The 15,469-nt window shown below is 50.5% G+C and carries 14 protein-coding genes and 2 tRNA genes; 7 read left to right on the top strand and 9 right to left on the bottom strand.

Annotation, left to right across the window (positions count from 1 at the left end; genetic code table 11):
* The first annotated feature begins 19 nt into the window (after positions 1-19).
* Positions 20-937, top strand: coding sequence for a LysR family transcriptional regulator (locus JOE25_RS12885; RefSeq protein WP_015697045.1), 918 nt, complete (start codon positions 20-22; stop codon positions 935-937).
* 93 nt (positions 938-1,030) lie between these two features.
* Here JOE25_RS12885 and JOE25_RS12880 read toward each other — a convergent pair whose 3' ends face one another.
* Positions 1,031-2,221 (bottom strand): MFS transporter, encoded by a 1,191-nt coding sequence (locus JOE25_RS12880; RefSeq protein ID WP_119261557.1) that lies wholly within the window; start codon positions 2,219-2,221, stop codon positions 1,031-1,033.
* Between the two features lie 87 nt (positions 2,222-2,308).
* Here JOE25_RS12880 and JOE25_RS12875 point away from each other — a divergent pair, with 87 nt between their 5' ends.
* Positions 2,309-3,103 (top strand): helix-turn-helix transcriptional regulator, encoded by a 795-nt coding sequence (locus JOE25_RS12875; RefSeq protein ID WP_015697047.1) that lies wholly within the window; start codon positions 2,309-2,311, stop codon positions 3,101-3,103.
* A 212-nt stretch (positions 3,104-3,315) separates the two neighbouring features.
* On the opposite strand, the gene JOE25_RS12870 is transcribed toward JOE25_RS12875, so the two are convergent.
* From JOE25_RS12870 to mtfA, 4 genes are all read right to left on the bottom strand, one after another.
* Complete coding sequence (locus JOE25_RS12870; RefSeq protein ID WP_209635782.1) at positions 3,316-5,325, bottom strand: AAA family ATPase; 2,010 nt, start codon at positions 5,323-5,325, stop codon at positions 3,316-3,318.
* 460 nt (positions 5,326-5,785) lie between these two features.
* On the bottom strand, positions 5,786-7,054 hold the full coding sequence (locus JOE25_RS12865) for an integrase arm-type DNA-binding domain-containing protein (RefSeq protein ID WP_129991912.1): 1,269 nt from the start codon (positions 7,052-7,054) through the stop codon (positions 5,786-5,788).
* Between the two features lie 161 nt (positions 7,055-7,215).
* Positions 7,216-7,291, bottom strand: a tRNA-Asn gene (locus JOE25_RS12860).
* A gap of 102 nt (positions 7,292-7,393) precedes the next feature.
* Positions 7,394-8,182 (bottom strand): DgsA anti-repressor MtfA, encoded by a 789-nt coding sequence (gene mtfA / locus JOE25_RS12855; protein ID WP_209635780.1) that lies wholly within the window; start codon positions 8,180-8,182, stop codon positions 7,394-7,396.
* A gap of 92 nt (positions 8,183-8,274) precedes the next feature.
* On the opposite strand from mtfA, the gene JOE25_RS12850 reads away from it, so the two are divergent.
* Positions 8,275-8,364, top strand: a tRNA-Ser gene (locus tag JOE25_RS12850).
* Positions 8,365-8,459: 95 nt separating this feature from the next.
* On the opposite strand, the gene JOE25_RS12845 is transcribed toward JOE25_RS12850, so the two are convergent.
* A complete protein-coding gene (locus tag JOE25_RS12845) occupies positions 8,460-8,843 on the bottom strand; it encodes a hypothetical protein (protein ID WP_209635777.1) in 384 nt (127 codons plus the stop codon).
* Positions 8,840-9,175, bottom strand: a complete 336-nt coding sequence (locus tag JOE25_RS12840; RefSeq protein WP_209635775.1) for an NIPSNAP family protein — start codon at positions 9,173-9,175, stop codon at positions 8,840-8,842. The genes JOE25_RS12845 and JOE25_RS12840 overlap by 4 nt, the downstream gene beginning before the upstream one ends.
* Positions 9,176-9,359: 184 nt before the next feature.
* On the opposite strand from JOE25_RS12840, the gene gspS reads away from it, so the two are divergent.
* Both gspS and JOE25_RS12830 read left to right on the top strand, forming a co-directional pair.
* Entirely contained in the window at positions 9,360-9,758 is a 399-nt protein-coding gene (gene gspS, locus JOE25_RS12835; protein WP_209635773.1) for a type II secretion system pilot lipoprotein GspS, read from the top strand.
* A gap of 144 nt (positions 9,759-9,902) precedes the next feature.
* Positions 9,903-11,354, top strand: coding sequence for an EmmdR/YeeO family multidrug/toxin efflux MATE transporter (locus JOE25_RS12830; protein ID WP_209635771.1), 1,452 nt, complete (start codon positions 9,903-9,905; stop codon positions 11,352-11,354).
* A gap of 3 nt (positions 11,355-11,357) precedes the next feature.
* On the opposite strand, the gene JOE25_RS12825 is transcribed toward JOE25_RS12830, so the two are convergent.
* Positions 11,358-12,197: an AraC family transcriptional regulator gene (locus JOE25_RS12825; RefSeq protein ID WP_209635769.1), complete on the bottom strand. Its 840-nt coding sequence runs from the start codon at positions 12,195-12,197 to the stop codon at positions 11,358-11,360.
* 199 nt (positions 12,198-12,396) lie between these two features.
* Here JOE25_RS12825 and JOE25_RS12820 point away from each other — a divergent pair, with 199 nt between their 5' ends.
* Together JOE25_RS12820 and JOE25_RS12815 are read left to right on the top strand one after the other, a co-directional pair.
* Entirely contained in the window at positions 12,397-13,704 is a 1,308-nt protein-coding gene (locus JOE25_RS12820) for an alpha-glucosidase/alpha-galactosidase (RefSeq protein WP_209635767.1), read from the top strand.
* Between the two features lie 81 nt (positions 13,705-13,785).
* A complete protein-coding gene (locus tag JOE25_RS12815) occupies positions 13,786-15,042 on the top strand; it encodes an MFS transporter (protein WP_209635765.1) in 1,257 nt (418 codons plus the stop codon).
* A gap of 6 nt (positions 15,043-15,048) precedes the next feature.
* Here the strand turns inward: JOE25_RS12815 and JOE25_RS12810 are convergent, their stop codons facing one another.
* On the bottom strand, positions 15,049-15,243 hold the full coding sequence (locus JOE25_RS12810; protein WP_209635763.1) for a hypothetical protein: 195 nt from the start codon (positions 15,241-15,243) through the stop codon (positions 15,049-15,051).
* Between the last annotated feature and the right edge of the window lie 226 nt (positions 15,244-15,469).

Below are 15,469 nucleotides of genomic sequence, written 5' to 3'. Positions count from 1 at the left end.
TTTACCCAGGAGCAGGACGATGGATCGGATTCAGGCTATGCAGGTTTTTATAAGGGTTGCTGAAGCCGGAAGCTTTGTGCGCGCGGCAGAGACACTGTCACTGCCAGCTTCCACCGTCACCAGCACGATTAAAAATCTGGAGAAATACCTGCAGGTACGTCTGCTTAACCGGACAACAAGACGGGTCAGCCTCACACCTGAAGGACTGCAGTATCTGGTGCAGTGCCGGGAGATCCTGTCGCTAATTGAACTTAGTGAATCCAGCCTGAGTGATTCCGTCAGGCGACCCCAGGGACGGCTGCGGGTTGATATGCCAGGGGGTATCGCCCACTTCGTCGTCATGCCCAATCTGAAAGAATTTTACCGGCTCTATCCGGATATTTACCTGATGATTGGCGTCAGCGACCGGCAGGTCGATCTTGTTCAGGAAGGGATAGATTGCGTGATCCGAACCGGAGAATTAACCGACTCCACGCTGGTTGCGCGGCCACTTGGCCGGTTTCGCTGGGTGACCTGCGCCTCGCCTGACTATCTCAGGCAATACGGTGTGCCTGAGACGCCGGAAGCGTTGTCGCTGCATCGGGCGATTCATTACTTTTCCGGTTCGGGAAGACGCACTAATGAACTGCGTTTCACACGAGGCACTGAGGCCTTCTCTGTGCCGGTTGAGGGGGATGCAGCCGTTAACGAAACGGGACTCTATATCAGACTGTGCCTTGAGGGTTTTGGGCTGGCGCAGCTTGCTGAGAATGTGATTTCGGAGAATCTGCGGCAAGGCAAACTGGTCGAGGTTCTGGCGGACTGGCAGCCACCTTCCGTGCCGGTGACGATGCTCTATCCGCATCAGCGTTTTCTCTCTCCCGCCGTGCGTGCTTTTGCTGACTGGGTCGGCGAACTTTTCAACGATGTCGCAGGTGAGAAACGGCCTTCCCGGTAAGAGATGGTCTTGAGAGCAAGAGTACGCTTCAGAACGATAATGGACAGCATCCACAGCAGAGGAACCGATCGTTCCCCTGTGGTGCCAGCCAATTCAGCCCGTCTGCTGTACAGGTTCCAGATGCGCATTTCGTCCGGCAGCCATTCCGGTGCAGGCACCTGCGACCGCGATTGCTGCGGTCATCAGTAATGGCAATGTCCAGCCTCCGGACAACTCCTGTACTTTGCCCAGCAGCAGCGGACCCATCGCCGCCATCAGATAACCGACGCTCTGCGCCATGCCTGACAGCGCGGCGGCGTCACCGGCATTTTTGGTACGAAGTCCGATGAAGGTCAGGCCCAGCATCATACTGGCACCCGAGCTGAAGCCGAGAAGAGCAGCCCACAGCATCGCCAGATTCGGCAGGTACATGATGCCGATAAAGGACGCAGCGGTTAACAGGCTGACGCCGGCAGCGGCTGCTTTCTGATCGTTGAGGCGACGCAGCGTGGCGGCCAGAATCAGGCCGGGAATGGCGGTGGTCAGCTGAAGAATGCCGTGTACTTCACCGGCCTGGGCTGAGGAGAGTCCACTGTCCGTTAGAATGGCGGGCAGCCAGCCGACAGCAACATAAAACGGCATCGCATTCAGGCCCATAAACAAGGTGACCTGCCATGCCAGAGGCGAGCGCCAGACCGCGACGGTCGCCGTTGTTTTCTCACCCGCTGCTGGCAACTGATGCTTCATCTTTAACTGGGGCAACCATAAAAGCAACGCAAGCAGCGGTGCAATAACCAACATGGCTAACGCGATGTTCCAGCCCCAGTTCTGCGTCAGAGGAATGACAACGGCTGAACCAATAGCACCAGCCGCGCCCATGGTGATGGAATATGCCCCCGTCACGGAAGCCACGTTGCCAGAAAAGTCGCGTTTGATAAGGCCAGGCAACAGGACATTGCCGAGGGCAATCCCGATACCTATCAATATGGTTCCGCCATAAAGCGCCCAGACACTGCCTGTGGAGCGAAGCAGGATGCCAGCTGAAATCACGGCCAGGGCACCAAAAAGGGTGCGTTCAAGACCGTACTTGTGTGAGATGGATGCGCTCAGCGGTGAAAAGGCGGCAAATGCCAGTAAAGGCAGCGAGTTAAGCAACCCAACGGCAGTAATACTTAGCCCAAAATCATGGCGAATAGACTCTAAAACGGGTGCGATAGCGGTAAAAGGAACACGCAGGTTGATAGCTATAAAAAGGATGCCGGTCACAAGTATGATTGAAGACCACTTGTTCGTAGTGTGGGACATAAATTTTGCTTTCTCTGGTAAAAAGAAAGACTTTAAAGGACGCATGAGTTACAGAATATAGATAACCTGACAACATATAACTAAATCATGCCACTTAATAAAAAACCGGTGACCTCACCGGATGAGTTTAATTCCGATGCTTTCAGTCAGGCTGCTATCGCGCTGCATGTATCATCGTCAGGCGAGTATGCAGGTCAGAGTCCGCACGCTCACCGTAAGGGACAACTTATTATCTCTTTGCGCGGTGCAGTGAGCTGTGAGGTTGAGGATGCGCTGTGGCTTGTTCCACCCGGACATGCTGTCTGGGTTCCGGGTGAAATCCCCCACAGTTGCCGGGTCACGAAGAATGCAGATACCTGCTTTCTGTTTATCGAACCCGGCGCGGCAGCGATGCCGGAAATCTGTTGTACCCTGGCGATGACTTCTCTGGTCCGCGAGCTTGTTCTGTATCTGGCAGAACAGGGACAGGCTTATTCTCCTGACAGTAAAACTGCCAGGCTCGCAGCGGTGCTGCTGGAGCATATTCCGGATGTGCCGGTTGAAGCGCTCCATCTTCCCGTATCCGATCATCCTAAAATCCGGAATATGGCGGAGGCACTTTTTAATGAGCCTGATGATCGGCGAACGTTAAAGCAGTGGGCTGCACATCTGGTCACCAGCGAACGATCGCTGGCCAGGCTGATAAAAGAGGCGACAGGAATGAGCTTTGGTCGCTGGCGTCAGCAACTGCATTTGATGATTGCCCTGAGCCATCTGGCTGAAGGTCAGTCCGTGCAGCGCGTAGCCGGAACGCTGGGATATGATTCGGTCAGCGCATTTATTACGATGTTCAGAAAAGCGCTGGGTAAATCACCGACGCAATATTTTTCGTCTCTAAACTAATGCAAAACAACACAAACCGAATTTTTATAAAGAACCCCAGCGTCCGCTGTTCACTCTCAGCAGACCTTCAGCGTCACGTGTTTGTCTGGTGTGTGCCAGAAGCGGACTGTGCTGACGTCGTTCTATGTTAATTTAGGGTTGCAGCTCATATCCACACAAAGGAATCTATAAAAAACTGGCTCATACCAAGCGAATGAGCCAGTTGAAAATGATCACTTCAGTGCAGCGTTTATCGCATTTATGAGATTCGTGCAGCCTTGGATCTCATTAGCAGATAGATCAGTGAACGAATGATCTCGAGACCATCTTAAGAAAGCCTTAGCTAACTTATATTTGGAAAAATCTTTGCCAATTTCACTTTGGAACAAATTGATAATAGGCTTATCCCCAGCGCTTGCCATCGCCGTGGTTAAATCCCAATTTAGTTCAGATTTGGCTATTCCGATTAATGTATCTCTGAGCAGGTCTTCGATTTCTGCTTTTTCAATTTTAGGAACTGTAAAATCTGATGTTCGAAGGATTCTTTTATTGCTGAGACGGTGAACCAGAATTTCCTGATTTGCTGCTTGATCACCAGCATTATCTGAGTCAAGTAAAGCCGCGACCTTTAGGTTGTGTGAAGTAAGAATTGTCGCGAAATAGACGACCTTGCTTGCTGTGTTGGCTGGTACAAGCGCGATCTTTTCGTGCAAAAATGTTTTTCCGCCATCCTTAAGCAGGCCGGATATGGCTTCGACATACCAATAATCTGTCAAACCTTCTAAAATCAAATTACGCTGGTTGGCAAATAGACTCTGAGCTAAATCATATCCAAGCGCTTCCTGTAGCGGTAACAGCGCTGCAGGATCACTGGAGGAGACTGTTGTGTGTACTTTCGTACCAACAGTCCTATCGGTCAGTTCCACAACTCTCACAATATCGAGTTCATCCGGGCCAACTAGAAATGGTGAATGAGTTGAGTATAAAGTCTGATTGTTATCGGCAAGTAATGAGATAGTTTTTCTAAACTCTCTTTGCTTCAGGGCATGGAGGCTAACTCCTGGCTCATCTAATAGGAGAACTGTGTTCTTATGTTTACCTTTAGCCTCAGCAAAGAACACTATGAAGAACGACACTAGCCACTGAAAACCTTCGGAGCGCTGATCGAGTTCAACCTCAACGCCTATGTTGTCTTCGACAACTACTTTTAGATATTGTCCGTCGGCAGTCAGCTTAAGCCTGCTTGCCTCTGCTTTGTTATCATCAGGGTTCCATACTTTGATTATTTGCTGAGTCAATTCAACACTGGCCGCATTGAGCTCATAGCTACGCTGGTCGAGTCTTTCTCTGAAGCTTTCAAGATCAGTCGAAGTGTGGCTTGGATCGGATGCTTTTCCGAGTTCAGAAAGTTCCTGTGCAGTAAAACCAAGCAATCTGAGCAGACAACTGTTGCCGTAATCATAGGCATCATCATCAAGGCTGTTAGATTCAAGCCGTTTAGCAAGATTTCCTAAATGGATGATAGGCTTAACTCGGAAGTAATTGCTGTAAAGTACAAATACAGGCTTGTTCTTGTCTAGATATTCAAGAAAACTGCAGATAGCAATTGATAAATTCAATTTTGAATCAATTACTTCCCAACGCGTAACCTCTTTCTCATCTTCTTCATCAACAAATGGAAGCTTATCTTCCAGCCACTTTTTTAAAATCGCAGAATCAGTATATAAAGATTTATTTTGTGCCCAGCCATTCGTTATTTTACTAAGGCTTTCTGAATGCGGTTTTGCTTCACCTGCAGCAGACGACCGATCTAAATGAGCAGTCAGTCTTATCAGGTCATTTTTGACGTCATTGTAAGTTGGAGATGTGAAACCTATTAAACCATGACTCGCATTATTGTTTAAATACCGAGTGAAGGTGTAACTGATTGGACTGCCCTTGATTTGCTCTGGTGCATGCTCTAAATCAAACTCTTCAAGTTCAAAGACTGCAGTGACTACTTCCACCTCATTCGGATCCAGGTCCCCTCGGCTGATTTTGGTATATTGAGCTCTTGGGTAGTCGCGTAAGGGTTTGAATTTTTTAGTGCCTACTGGTGGGTTAATTTGTTGAATAGCTTGAAGAATGGCTGTTTTACCTGCTTCATTTGGGCCAACTAGAATTGTTTTAAGCCTTTCAACATCAAACTCACCGGTATCAATGATGCTCCGATAGTTTTGCACTCGAACTTTACTCAAACGCATAGCCAATCCTTTTGAAGTGTGTGTATTAAGTCTTACAGTAAAAAAGTGTTGTACCCGTACTATCAAAAATAAACAGTTGAGACGATTCCTTAAGATGACTGATTAAACTGTTGAGCTCAAGTCGTGATGACACATTGTAAATGTAGTGGACAAGTCAAGCTATTGAAACCGCTGAATAGCTACAGCGTCGGTAGTTATCTTTTAAATTAGTTGCTATGAATATTAATCATATGAATATTAATCATATGTGCCAAGGTCTGCTCCTCGCTCATAACAGGCCTAATACGTTTCCGTGGATAGTTCTGTATGAGAAGCGGACTTCACACTTTCGATTCACGCTGGACAGTCTGGCTGACGATGCTCATAAACGGCTTAACAATTTATCCGAACTGAAACTAGAAAAATGCCGTACCAGTACAGACTGATACGGTTATTTTTGTGGTTTATTTTGTCAGAGTGGTTATCCCATTGTGCAACTGATTTCCTTCCCACAAATATAAGGTGGGGCATACGCTTTCCGGCACATATCCAGATAATCCGACCACCACTGCATCATCGCTTTACGGGCATCGAGATATTCTGCTTTATGGATGTAGGCTGCTCGAACGCTATTGCGTTCCTGGTGACTCATCTGCCGTTCAACCGCATCCTGTGCCCACAGGCCAGACTCCATCAGGGCACTACAGGCCATTGCCCGAAACCCGTGGCCGCAGATTTCATCTTTTGTGTCATAACCCATCAGGCGTAGCGCCTTATTGACCGTGTTTTCGCACATCGGTTTATACGGATTATGATCGCCGGGGAATACCAGTACCTGATGCCCGGATATTTCCCGTATCTGTTTCAGAATAGCAATGGACTGACGGGAGAGTGGAACGATATGTGGAGTGCGCATTTTTGCACCACGCCCGGAGTAGCGGACACCGGGAATGGCCTCGCGAGTGGCAGGAATGGTCCAGATTCTATTTTTGAAATCGATCTCAGACCAACGGGCGAAACGCAGTTCGCTGGAACGGATGAACAGGTGCAGAGTAAGTGATACTGCCAGGCGGGTTAACTCTCGTCCTTGCTGGTAGTCCTCAATACGAATCAAAAGCTCCGGCAGTCGCTCCAGCGGAAGGGCAGGGTAGTGGCGTTTAACGGGAGGGGCGATGATACCGTCCAGATTTGCTGCCGGATTGTGCTCTATCAACTCCTGATGTACGGCATGACGCATGATGTTGCACATATGCTGCCGGGTACGTGCTGCGACTTCCAGCAGACCTTTTTTCTCAATCCCTTTCAGCAGGTCGATAAAATGGCGGGTTTTCAGTTCTGTGACCGGCAGGTGTCCAATTATCGGGAAGATATGGTTGTTCATGCTGGCAAGCAGGCGGGTTGCGTGGTTCTCTGACCAAGTTCGGTTGCTTTTATGCCAGTCCAGTGCCACATACTTGAAAGTTTTTTCTGGTGTGGAAGTGGCTCTTTCAGCGGAGCGCTGTTGTGCTGGATTGATATTTTGCGCGAGGAGTTTACGGATACCGTCACGTTGTTGACGGGCATCAGCCAAAGATACGTCGGGATAGGCACCTAGGCCGAGGCGGGATTCTTTACCATTGATACGATATTTGAGATACCAGAGACGTGAACCGGCTGGATTGACTAAAAGGTACAGGCCATGAGAATCGGAAACTTTGAAAGGTTTAGCGGATGGCTTTAAGCTGCGGATTTTTGTGTCGTTAAGAGACATTTGGGGGTCACTCCGTCATCGAACCAACATGACCCCAAATCTGACCACCAAATTCTCCCGATGCGGAGGGAAAACTAAAAATGCATCGGGAAGACTTTTCACACTAACTCGTTGAATCTAAATCGTATAAAGATTCGTGAAGATGCATGAAAACATAAATTTGGCTCCTCTGACTGGACTCGAACCAGTGACATACGGATTAACAGTCCGCCGTTCTACCGACTGAACTACAGAGGAATTGTCTGAACGGGGCGCATCATATCCAGCCACCCAGAGTGTGTCAACGCTAAATTCGCCGATTCGGTGCGACTGCTCAGCATCTGAGCAATGCGGGCGCAGTTACAGCAGCTCTGTGCCGCCCTCAGCTTGCCAGCGTTGCAAACGCGCGAGTGTATCTTGTTTATAGAAGCGGCAGAAATGCTGGTATAGCGCGGGAAAACGGTTGGCCAGCAGTTCGGGAGCGCTGAAAAAATACTCTGACAGCACGGCAAAGCACTCGGCCGGATCGGTCGCGGCGTAGGCATCCATGCTGGCGGCGTCTTCGCCGACCATGTCGATCTCGTCCTGCAGGTTTTCCATTGCGGCGTGCAGGTCATGTTCCCAGGCGGCAATGTCGCGTAGCGGAATAGGGGGGACCCCCGTAGCGCTGCCGCCATTGCGCATATCCAGTTTGTGTACCGCCTCGTGGATCACCAGGTTAAAACCGGAGAGATCGAAAGAGTCTTGCACGTCTTGCCAATTGAGTACGATCGGCCCCTGTTCCCAGCTCTGGCCAGATTGTACTACGGGCCCTGAATGCACAAGGCCGAAATCATCCTGCCATTCATCTTCCACCACAAAAGGGGTTGGGTAGAGCAAAATCTCATTGAAACCGTCAAGGCATTCGGCACCCAACTCCATTACCGGCAACGCGAACAGCAGGGCAATGCGCGCCTGCATTTGCGGCGTCAGCACCAGCCCCTGTAACGGGACAATGCGTTTTTGCTGCAAAATCTGCCCGGCAACGGCAACCAGCCGTTGTTGTTCCCGCTCATCCAGCGGAGAGAGCAGGGGAATTGCCAGCGCGTCTTGCCACTGGGCAAGCGTTTCCGCCTGCGGTTGATGCGTTTTCCACGGCCATTTAATCATCGCGTTGCTCGCAAAGTCTTCACTTGAACATTCGGCTGGAGGCTAACTCTGTAAAAATGCCGCAAAAAGGGGCATGATAGCAAGCACTTGAAGGAGAGATGCCGGAGCGGCTGAACGGACCAGTCTCGAAAACTGGAGTAGGGGCAACTCTACCGGGGGTTCAAATCCCCCTCTCTCCGCCATTATTCAATCACTTACAGACGATTTTGTCTGTGATCCACGCCTCACATGCCCCATCGCGATCAAAAATCACTGCTGCTGCCCAGGGCGGCGCTGCTTATTGCCTTGCCTGAACAAAACCCTTTCTTTTTATTCTGACGGCAAAGAGATAGCTGATAACCAAAAAGGCACATTGGAAGATAAAGAAAGGCTCGAACCATTGGTGATTAAGGTAAACGTAATAGCCATTGTGCAAGACATCAACGGTAATGATGGCTAAGGTGCTGGCGATGCCAGCCTTGGGCTTGGCAATGAGAAGATAAGCCGCGAGTGGGTCAAGGAATGTCAGACTGCCCCAAAATAAACGGCTGACAAGGAATGCCTGTTCGCCATAGCCATAATCCCAGAGAAAACCAAATTTCAGGGCGGCAACAAGATGATTAATTGTCGCAATGATTAAGCAAATGGCTAAAAAATAACGCATCGCATTGGCGTTGTTCATAAGTCAGCTTGCCTTAATGCCCCAAGGGCGGCGTTATCCAGCGTAATGACGGATTTTATGCTGGAGGCGATGAGTGCAATGATGGATTCTCGGGGGCCTGAACGCCAGGCATCGCTGGCATAGAAGGCACTTTGGCTGGTCTCGAGATGTTCTGCGTTATCGTAGGCCCGGATTAAATAATAGCTATCCGGATCATGCAAGGATTGACCATAACGAACAACATCCATGCCGCAGGTCCGGTGCAACGGCACACTTATCTCATGCATGATTTGATGAAATGCCTCGCCAGTGCCTGTTTGTAGGCTATACAACAGAATTTCTACGGTTTTCATTCCACCTCCTTGATGTTGTGCCATCATGGCACGCAGAATACTGTTTTTTCAACCAGTATCCCACAGGTTGGTAGGGTACCTGCGCCCCCATAACGCCTCAGAAATAATGCCCGCCCATTGCCTTGCAGTATTTTATGGCTCACCTACTATCATTTAATCATCACTTTTTTTGCGGGTAATCACTATGTTTGCACTGTTACGCACATCAATGGTTGGCGCTGCGGCATTGTTATTGATCGCCGGTTGCCAGCAAAAGGCGCATAAACCGGTGCCACCGCTGCAAGCGCAGTTGGATCAGCTTTCTACGATGCTGGCCGGTAGCCATTTCCTGCGACAAAATTGCCACCGTTCGGACATTCCTGACGATGTAAAATTACAACGTACAGCGATGCGGGTAGCGGAGCATCGCGGCTGGGATATCCATGCAGCGGGCTATCAGCAATTACCGGCATTGGCCCAGGCACGTTATCTGGCTGTGCTGGAGGATCGTCAGTTGCTGACGGATAAATGCACTGTGATGGAGAATCGCACCGCAAACTTTATTGCCGCAGCGAAGTCCGATCAGGAAGACTATATGGAGTAGTGCGTGCCTGATGCATGCCGGTGTGGCGTGCTGCGTATCAGCCTATTCCCAATTCTTGGCGCATTCTCAAAAAATTCTTTGCAGGATAACGATCTGTCGCTCATTATTTGAAATGTTGTTTCACTTTTATCTCATGAGCCGATCTTGAACCCATATGTCGCCCTGCGTCAGCGCGTAGAAAACACCCCCTGGTATGGCAAACGGAAAAGCTACCGCGTGCTGTTTTGGCGTGAGATCACGCCGCTGGCGGTGCCGATCTTTATGGAGAACGCCTGTGTCCTGCTGATGGGGGTATTAAGCACCTTTCTGGTGAGTTGGATCGGCAAGGAGGCGATGGCCGGGGTGGGGCTGGCCGACAGCTTCAACATGGTGATTATCTCGTTCTTTGCCGCAGTGGACCTGGGGACGACGGTGGTAGTGGCCTTCAGCCTTGGCAAGCGGGATCGTAGAAGAGCGCGCGCGGCCGCACGTCAATCGCTGGTGTTGATGACCCTGGTTGCCTTGGGGTTGGCTGCGGGCATTCATTTGGCGGGCGAGCAGATTATTGATGTGATCGCCGGTGCCGCCACACCAGAGGTAAAGGCGCTGGCACTGTCTTATCTACAAACGACGGTATGGAGTTATCCCGCCGCGGCCATTGCACTGATTGGCAGCGGTGCGCTGCGTGGTGCCGGGAATACCAAAATCCCGCTGCTGATTAACGGCGGCATGAATATCCTGAATATTATCATCAGCAGCATACTGATTTACGGCATGCTGGGCTGGCACGGCCTGGGCTTTATCGGCGCGGGGTTAGGGCTGACCATCTCCCGTTATCTTGGCGCTATTGCGATTATTTACGTCCTGATGATCGGTTTTAACCCGGCGCTGCACATCACACTGAAAAGTTACTTTACCCCCTTAAAACTCAATATCCTCTGGGAGGTCTTGGGGATCGGTATTCCTGCCAGCATCGAGTCGGTGTTGTTTAACGGGGGCAAGTTACTGACTCAAATGTTTGTCGCCGGTATGGGTACCAACGTGATCGCCGGCAATTTTATCGCCTTCTCTGTCGCCTCGTTGATCAACCTGCCGGGCAATGCCCTGGGGTCGGCGTCGACCATTATTGTGGGAAAACGCCTGGGGAAAGGGCAGATAGTTCAAGCGGAAAGGCAACTGCGTCACATTTTCTGGCTGGCGACGATTGGGTTAACGGTGATCGCCTGGGGCACGGCACCTTTGGCGGGGATATTCGCCTCGTTTTATACACAACAAGATGACGTGAAGGAGGTGGTAAAGGTATTGCTCTGGCTTAACGCTGCCTTTATGCCTATCTGGGCGGCTTCGTGGGTATTGCCCGCCGGTTTGAAAGGGGCGCGCGATGCCCGTTTCGCCATGTGGGTGTCCATGTTGGGCATGTGGGGCTGCCGTGTGGTTGCCGGTTATACGTTGGGCATTATGTTGGGTATGGGCGTTGTTGGCGTCTGGTTGGGGATGTTTATGGATTGGGCGGTACGCGGTGCGTTGTTCTACTGGCGTATGGTCAGTGGGCGCTGGTTGTGGAAGTATCCGCGCATAAAATCGAGCGTCACTGAAGAAAAAACCGTCGTGAAGTGACCCTTAGCTGTCAGCCGGCCCTGGCTGATTATTGTCCTGCCGCCATTTGGCCGGTGACACGCCGTGAACCTGCTTGAAGGCTTTGGAAAAGTGCAGTTGATTTTCATAACCGACAGAAATTCCCACCACTTTGATTGCCGTCTGGCTATTACGCAGCAGGCTGGCGGCGATATTCATACGGAAGTTAAGTAAATACGCCTTTGGCCCGATACCGTAAGCGTTTTTAAACAGCCGACACAGGTAACTGCGGTTGATGTTGCAGTAGGCGGCCAGGCGTTCAATGGTGAGCTGTTCATGGTAGCGGTTTTCAATGAGTTTAACCGCCTTATGCAGGTGCTGCAGTTTGTCGCTTGGGAGCTCGCCGCCGCCTTGCAGTGCGTTATCGATCAGTGCAGAAAAAAACAGGTAGCTCAGGCCGAGCGTCTTTAGCCTGTGTTCATCGCCATGACTAACCAGTTGCCGCAGATAACGCAGTGCCAGTAAGGGATCTTCACTTTGACGCGGGTGATAGATCGGAAATTGGCGGCTCAGGCGGCACTCTTCAAAAATTTTGCCTGCAACCAGCCCATCGACCTCCAGCCACATGTAGTGCCAGGGATCTTTTTTGTCGGCGCGATAGGTGGTCACGTCGTGCGGGTGGATCAAAAAACCTTCGCCGGCAACCACGGGAAATGAGCCGTATTCAGTGCTCAGTACACCGGTGCCACTTATCACATAATGAAATAAATAGTGCTGGCGTACCGCAGGCCCAAAGCTGTGCCCCTTGTCACAATTTTCCTCACCATACTGGTACAGATTCAGTTCGATGTTGTCAGTGCGACTCAACGTAAAACTCTTGTGCATCCGCTATGGCTCCTGTTTTTTCCCCACTGTAGCAGCGTCGTTGCGGCAACCCAGTGAAATGTGCTCCAGATCCAGACCTGGCTCACAGTTTTTGCGGTGCGTCATTTTTCGCCATAACACGGTCACATTTATCCATATCTCGTTCAGATGTTGCAGGGTAATTTCAGCCTATCGAAAACACGTGCAGCGGAGAAATACGATGATTAAAGTGACATTTATGGGCGCAGGCAGCACCATCTTCGCCAAGAACGTACTCGGCGACATCATGGCGACGCCGGCATTGAAGGAAGTGGACATTGCGCTGTATGACATTGACAGTGGGCGCCTTAGCGAATCATTCGCCATGCTGAACAATATCAATCGCAATATTAATGGCGGCAGGGCGAAGATCACTCCTTATCTCGGGGTTGAAAATCGCCGTACGGCCTTGAAAAATGCCAACTATGTGGTGAATGCCATTCAGGTCGGTGGTTATGATCCTTGCACGATCACCGACTTTACCATTGCGAGAAAGTACGGCTTGCAGCAGACCATTGCCGATACCCTGGGAATAGGTGGGATTTTCCGCGCATTGCGCACCATTCCGGTTATGTTTGATTTTGCTCGGGATATTGAAGCGGTTTGTCCAGATGCCTGGTTGCTGAACTACACCAACCCGATGGCGTCTTTAACTGGTGCCATGCTGCGTCATACGGGGGTGAAAACGGTGGGCTTGTGTCACAGCGTGCAGGTTTGCGCGGAAACGCTGCTGAAAAGCGTGGATATGCCGACCGATGATGTGCAGTTCCACATCGCGGGCATTAACCATATGGCATGGCTGCTGGATGTTCGTCGCCATGGCGAGGATTTGTACCCAGAAATTAAACGTCGCGCCAATGCGTTACAGGGCAAGCATGATGATATGGTGCGCCATGAAATCATGAAAACCTTCGGCTATTACGTTACCGAATCTTCCGAGCATAACGCGGAGTACATGCCCTATTGGATTAAACGCCATTACCCAGAACTGATTGAGCGCTTTAACATTCCTCTCGACGAGTACCCGCGCCGCTGTATTGAGCAGATCGAACAATGGCAGCAACGTAAGCTGGCGCTGACCCATGACGCCAACCTAACTCACACGCGTACCCATGAGTATGCCTCTTACATCATTGAAGCAATGGAAACCGATCGCCCTTACAAGATTGGCGGCAATGTGCTTAATACCGGTTTGATTACCAATTTACCGGCAGAGGCCTGTGTCGAAGTGCCTTGCCTGGTCGATGGGCAGGGGGTCACGCCATGCTACGTCGGTCATTTACCGGAGCAACTGGCCGCGCTCAACCGCACCAATATCAATACCCAACTGTTGACGATCGAAGCTGCGGTGACGCATAAACGTGAGGCGATTTACCATGCAGCACTGCTGGATCCACACACTTCTGCCGAGCTGTCGATTGATGATATTCGTAAACTTTGCGATGAGCTGATTGAAGCCCACGGCAATTGGCTACCCGCTTACCACTGATCGCTGAACTACCCCGTATTACCTCCTCAAAACGCACAAGGCGCAGGGCTTCCTGCGCCGTCATAAATGGGATGGTGAGCCATGTTTTATTTGAAAAACAAGAACTTTTGGATCTTTGGTGCCTTCTGTTTTTTCTATTTCTTTATCATGGGGGCGGTACTGCCGTTCTTTCCGATTTGGTTGCATGACGTTAACCAGCTCGATCAACAGCAAACCGGACTGGTGTTCGCCTGTATGGCGCTGTTTGCCCTGGTATTCCAACCCATTTTTGGTTTTGTCACCGACAAGTTTGGCCTGAAAAAACATCTGTTGTGGATGATCATCTTTCTGCTGCTGTTTCTGGCACCGTTGTTTATCTACGTGTTCTCGCCGCTGCTGCAAACCAATTTTGTGCTGGGGGCGGTGTTGTGCGGTATTTACCTGGGATTGGTCTGCAGCGGAGGATCGCCGGCGATTGAAGCCTATATCGAGAAAGTGAGCCGGCGCAGCCAATTTGAGTATGGCCGCGCACGCTTATTTGGCTGCATTGGCTGGGCGATTTGCGCGTCGATCGTCGGCTATATGTTCACGATTAACAATCAGTTTGCGTTTTGGTTGGCGTCGAGCTTTGCGCTGGTGTTGGCCGGTCTGCTTTATTTGTTTAAACCCGAGCAGGGCAACACGCTGGCGGTCGCAGAGGGTTTGGCGTTGAACAGCAAACCCATCAAATTAAAAGCGGCGCTGAGCCTGCTGAAGATGCGTAAGTTCTGGTGCCTCGTGATGTATATCGTCGGGGTAGCCTGTGTGTATGACGTGTTTGATCAACAGTTCGCCAACTTCTTCACATCGTTTTTCAGCGATCGCCACGCGGGGACTCAGGCGTTTGGCTATGTAACCACCTTGGGCGAATTTCTTAATGCCTTTATCATGTTTTTTGCCCCCTTGATCATCAACCGCATTGGCGGCAAGAATGCGTTGCTGATAGCCGGGGTGATAATGTCTGTGCGGATTATCGGTTCGTCCCAGGCGGATTCGGTGACGGCGGTGATTTTCCTCAAAACCCTGCATATGTTTGAGGTTCCCTTCCTGTTGGTGGGTATTTTCAAATACATCACGACACAGTTTAACGTTAACCTCTCGGCATCGATTTATCTGTGGGGTTTTTGCTTCTTCAAGCAACTTTCGGCCATCGGCATGTCCTATGCCGCGGGTCTGATGTACGTTAATTACGGTTTTAAAACCTCGTATCTGATCCTCGGCTGCATCGCATTGCTGTTTACGCTAATTTCAGCCTTTGCCTTGAGTAGCAGAGTGGTGGTGGTGAAGGAAGAGGGGGCGTTGCCCGTGGCGGTAAGTTAGCCTTAATCAATACAATAACGTCATGATGCTGAAAAACAGCAGCGTCAGAGCAATGATAAATCCGGTTTGTACCGTCTTGCGCATAAGACGACTCTGGCCCCAGCGGCTTGTGCTCAAGCGGTTGTCGATTGCGAACAGTGCCGGCACCATCAGCAGCACATAAACCAGCATCAGCATGGCGGTCAGTGGCTGTTGGCTCATAGGGTATTCTCCATGCTGTGGTGGATGTGCGTCACTTGTGCTGGTGTGACGTTGAGTGGTTGCCGACTGCTGTGTTCGATCATGTGCCTCCGAATGGGGCCGCCCGAGGGCGGCCACCCGTCTACTGCCTGTAATGTAGAGATGATTGTCGGCCACTGCCGAGGCCAACGGAACCATAATATTGCGAATGATAATCATTATCAATATATGAAGTGAAATTTTATTG

The organism is Serratia sp. PL17 (genome assembly GCF_017832355.1).
Classification (GTDB): domain Bacteria; phylum Pseudomonadota; class Gammaproteobacteria; order Enterobacterales; family Enterobacteriaceae; genus Serratia.
Note: the sequence above shows the minus strand (reverse complement) of the source record. Positions and strands in the feature narration are given on the sequence as shown.

What these genes read in the sequence shown, in the direction of transcription:
- JOE25_RS12885 (WP_015697045.1), top strand. Translation starts at nt 20, where the DNA reads ATGGATCGGATTCAGGCTATGCAGGTTTTTATAAGGGTTGCTGAAGCC.
- JOE25_RS12880 (WP_119261557.1), bottom strand. Translation starts at nt 2,221, where the DNA reads ATGTCCCACACTACGAACAAGTGGTCTTCAATCATACTTGTGACCGGC.
- JOE25_RS12875 (WP_015697047.1), top strand. Translation starts at nt 2,309, where the DNA reads ATGCCACTTAATAAAAAACCGGTGACCTCACCGGATGAGTTTAATTCC.
- JOE25_RS12870 (WP_209635782.1), bottom strand. Translation starts at nt 5,325, where the DNA reads ATGCGTTTGAGTAAAGTTCGAGTGCAAAACTATCGGAGCATCATTGAT.
- JOE25_RS12865 (WP_129991912.1), bottom strand. Translation starts at nt 7,054, where the DNA reads ATGTCTCTTAACGACACAAAAATCCGCAGCTTAAAGCCATCCGCTAAA.
- mtfA (WP_209635780.1), bottom strand. Translation starts at nt 8,182, where the DNA reads ATGATTAAATGGCCGTGGAAAACGCATCAACCGCAGGCGGAAACGCTT.
- JOE25_RS12845 (WP_209635777.1), bottom strand. Translation starts at nt 8,843, where the DNA reads ATGAACAACGCCAATGCGATGCGTTATTTTTTAGCCATTTGCTTAATC.
- JOE25_RS12840 (WP_209635775.1), bottom strand. Translation starts at nt 9,175, where the DNA reads ATGAAAACCGTAGAAATTCTGTTGTATAGCCTACAAACAGGCACTGGC.
- gspS (WP_209635773.1), top strand. Translation starts at nt 9,360, where the DNA reads ATGTTTGCACTGTTACGCACATCAATGGTTGGCGCTGCGGCATTGTTA.
- JOE25_RS12825 (WP_209635769.1), bottom strand. Translation starts at nt 12,197, where the DNA reads ATGCACAAGAGTTTTACGTTGAGTCGCACTGACAACATCGAACTGAAT.
- JOE25_RS12820 (WP_209635767.1), top strand. Translation starts at nt 12,397, where the DNA reads ATGATTAAAGTGACATTTATGGGCGCAGGCAGCACCATCTTCGCCAAG.
- JOE25_RS12815 (WP_209635765.1), top strand. Translation starts at nt 13,786, where the DNA reads ATGTTTTATTTGAAAAACAAGAACTTTTGGATCTTTGGTGCCTTCTGT.
- JOE25_RS12810 (WP_209635763.1), bottom strand. Translation starts at nt 15,243, where the DNA reads ATGAGCCAACAGCCACTGACCGCCATGCTGATGCTGGTTTATGTGCTG.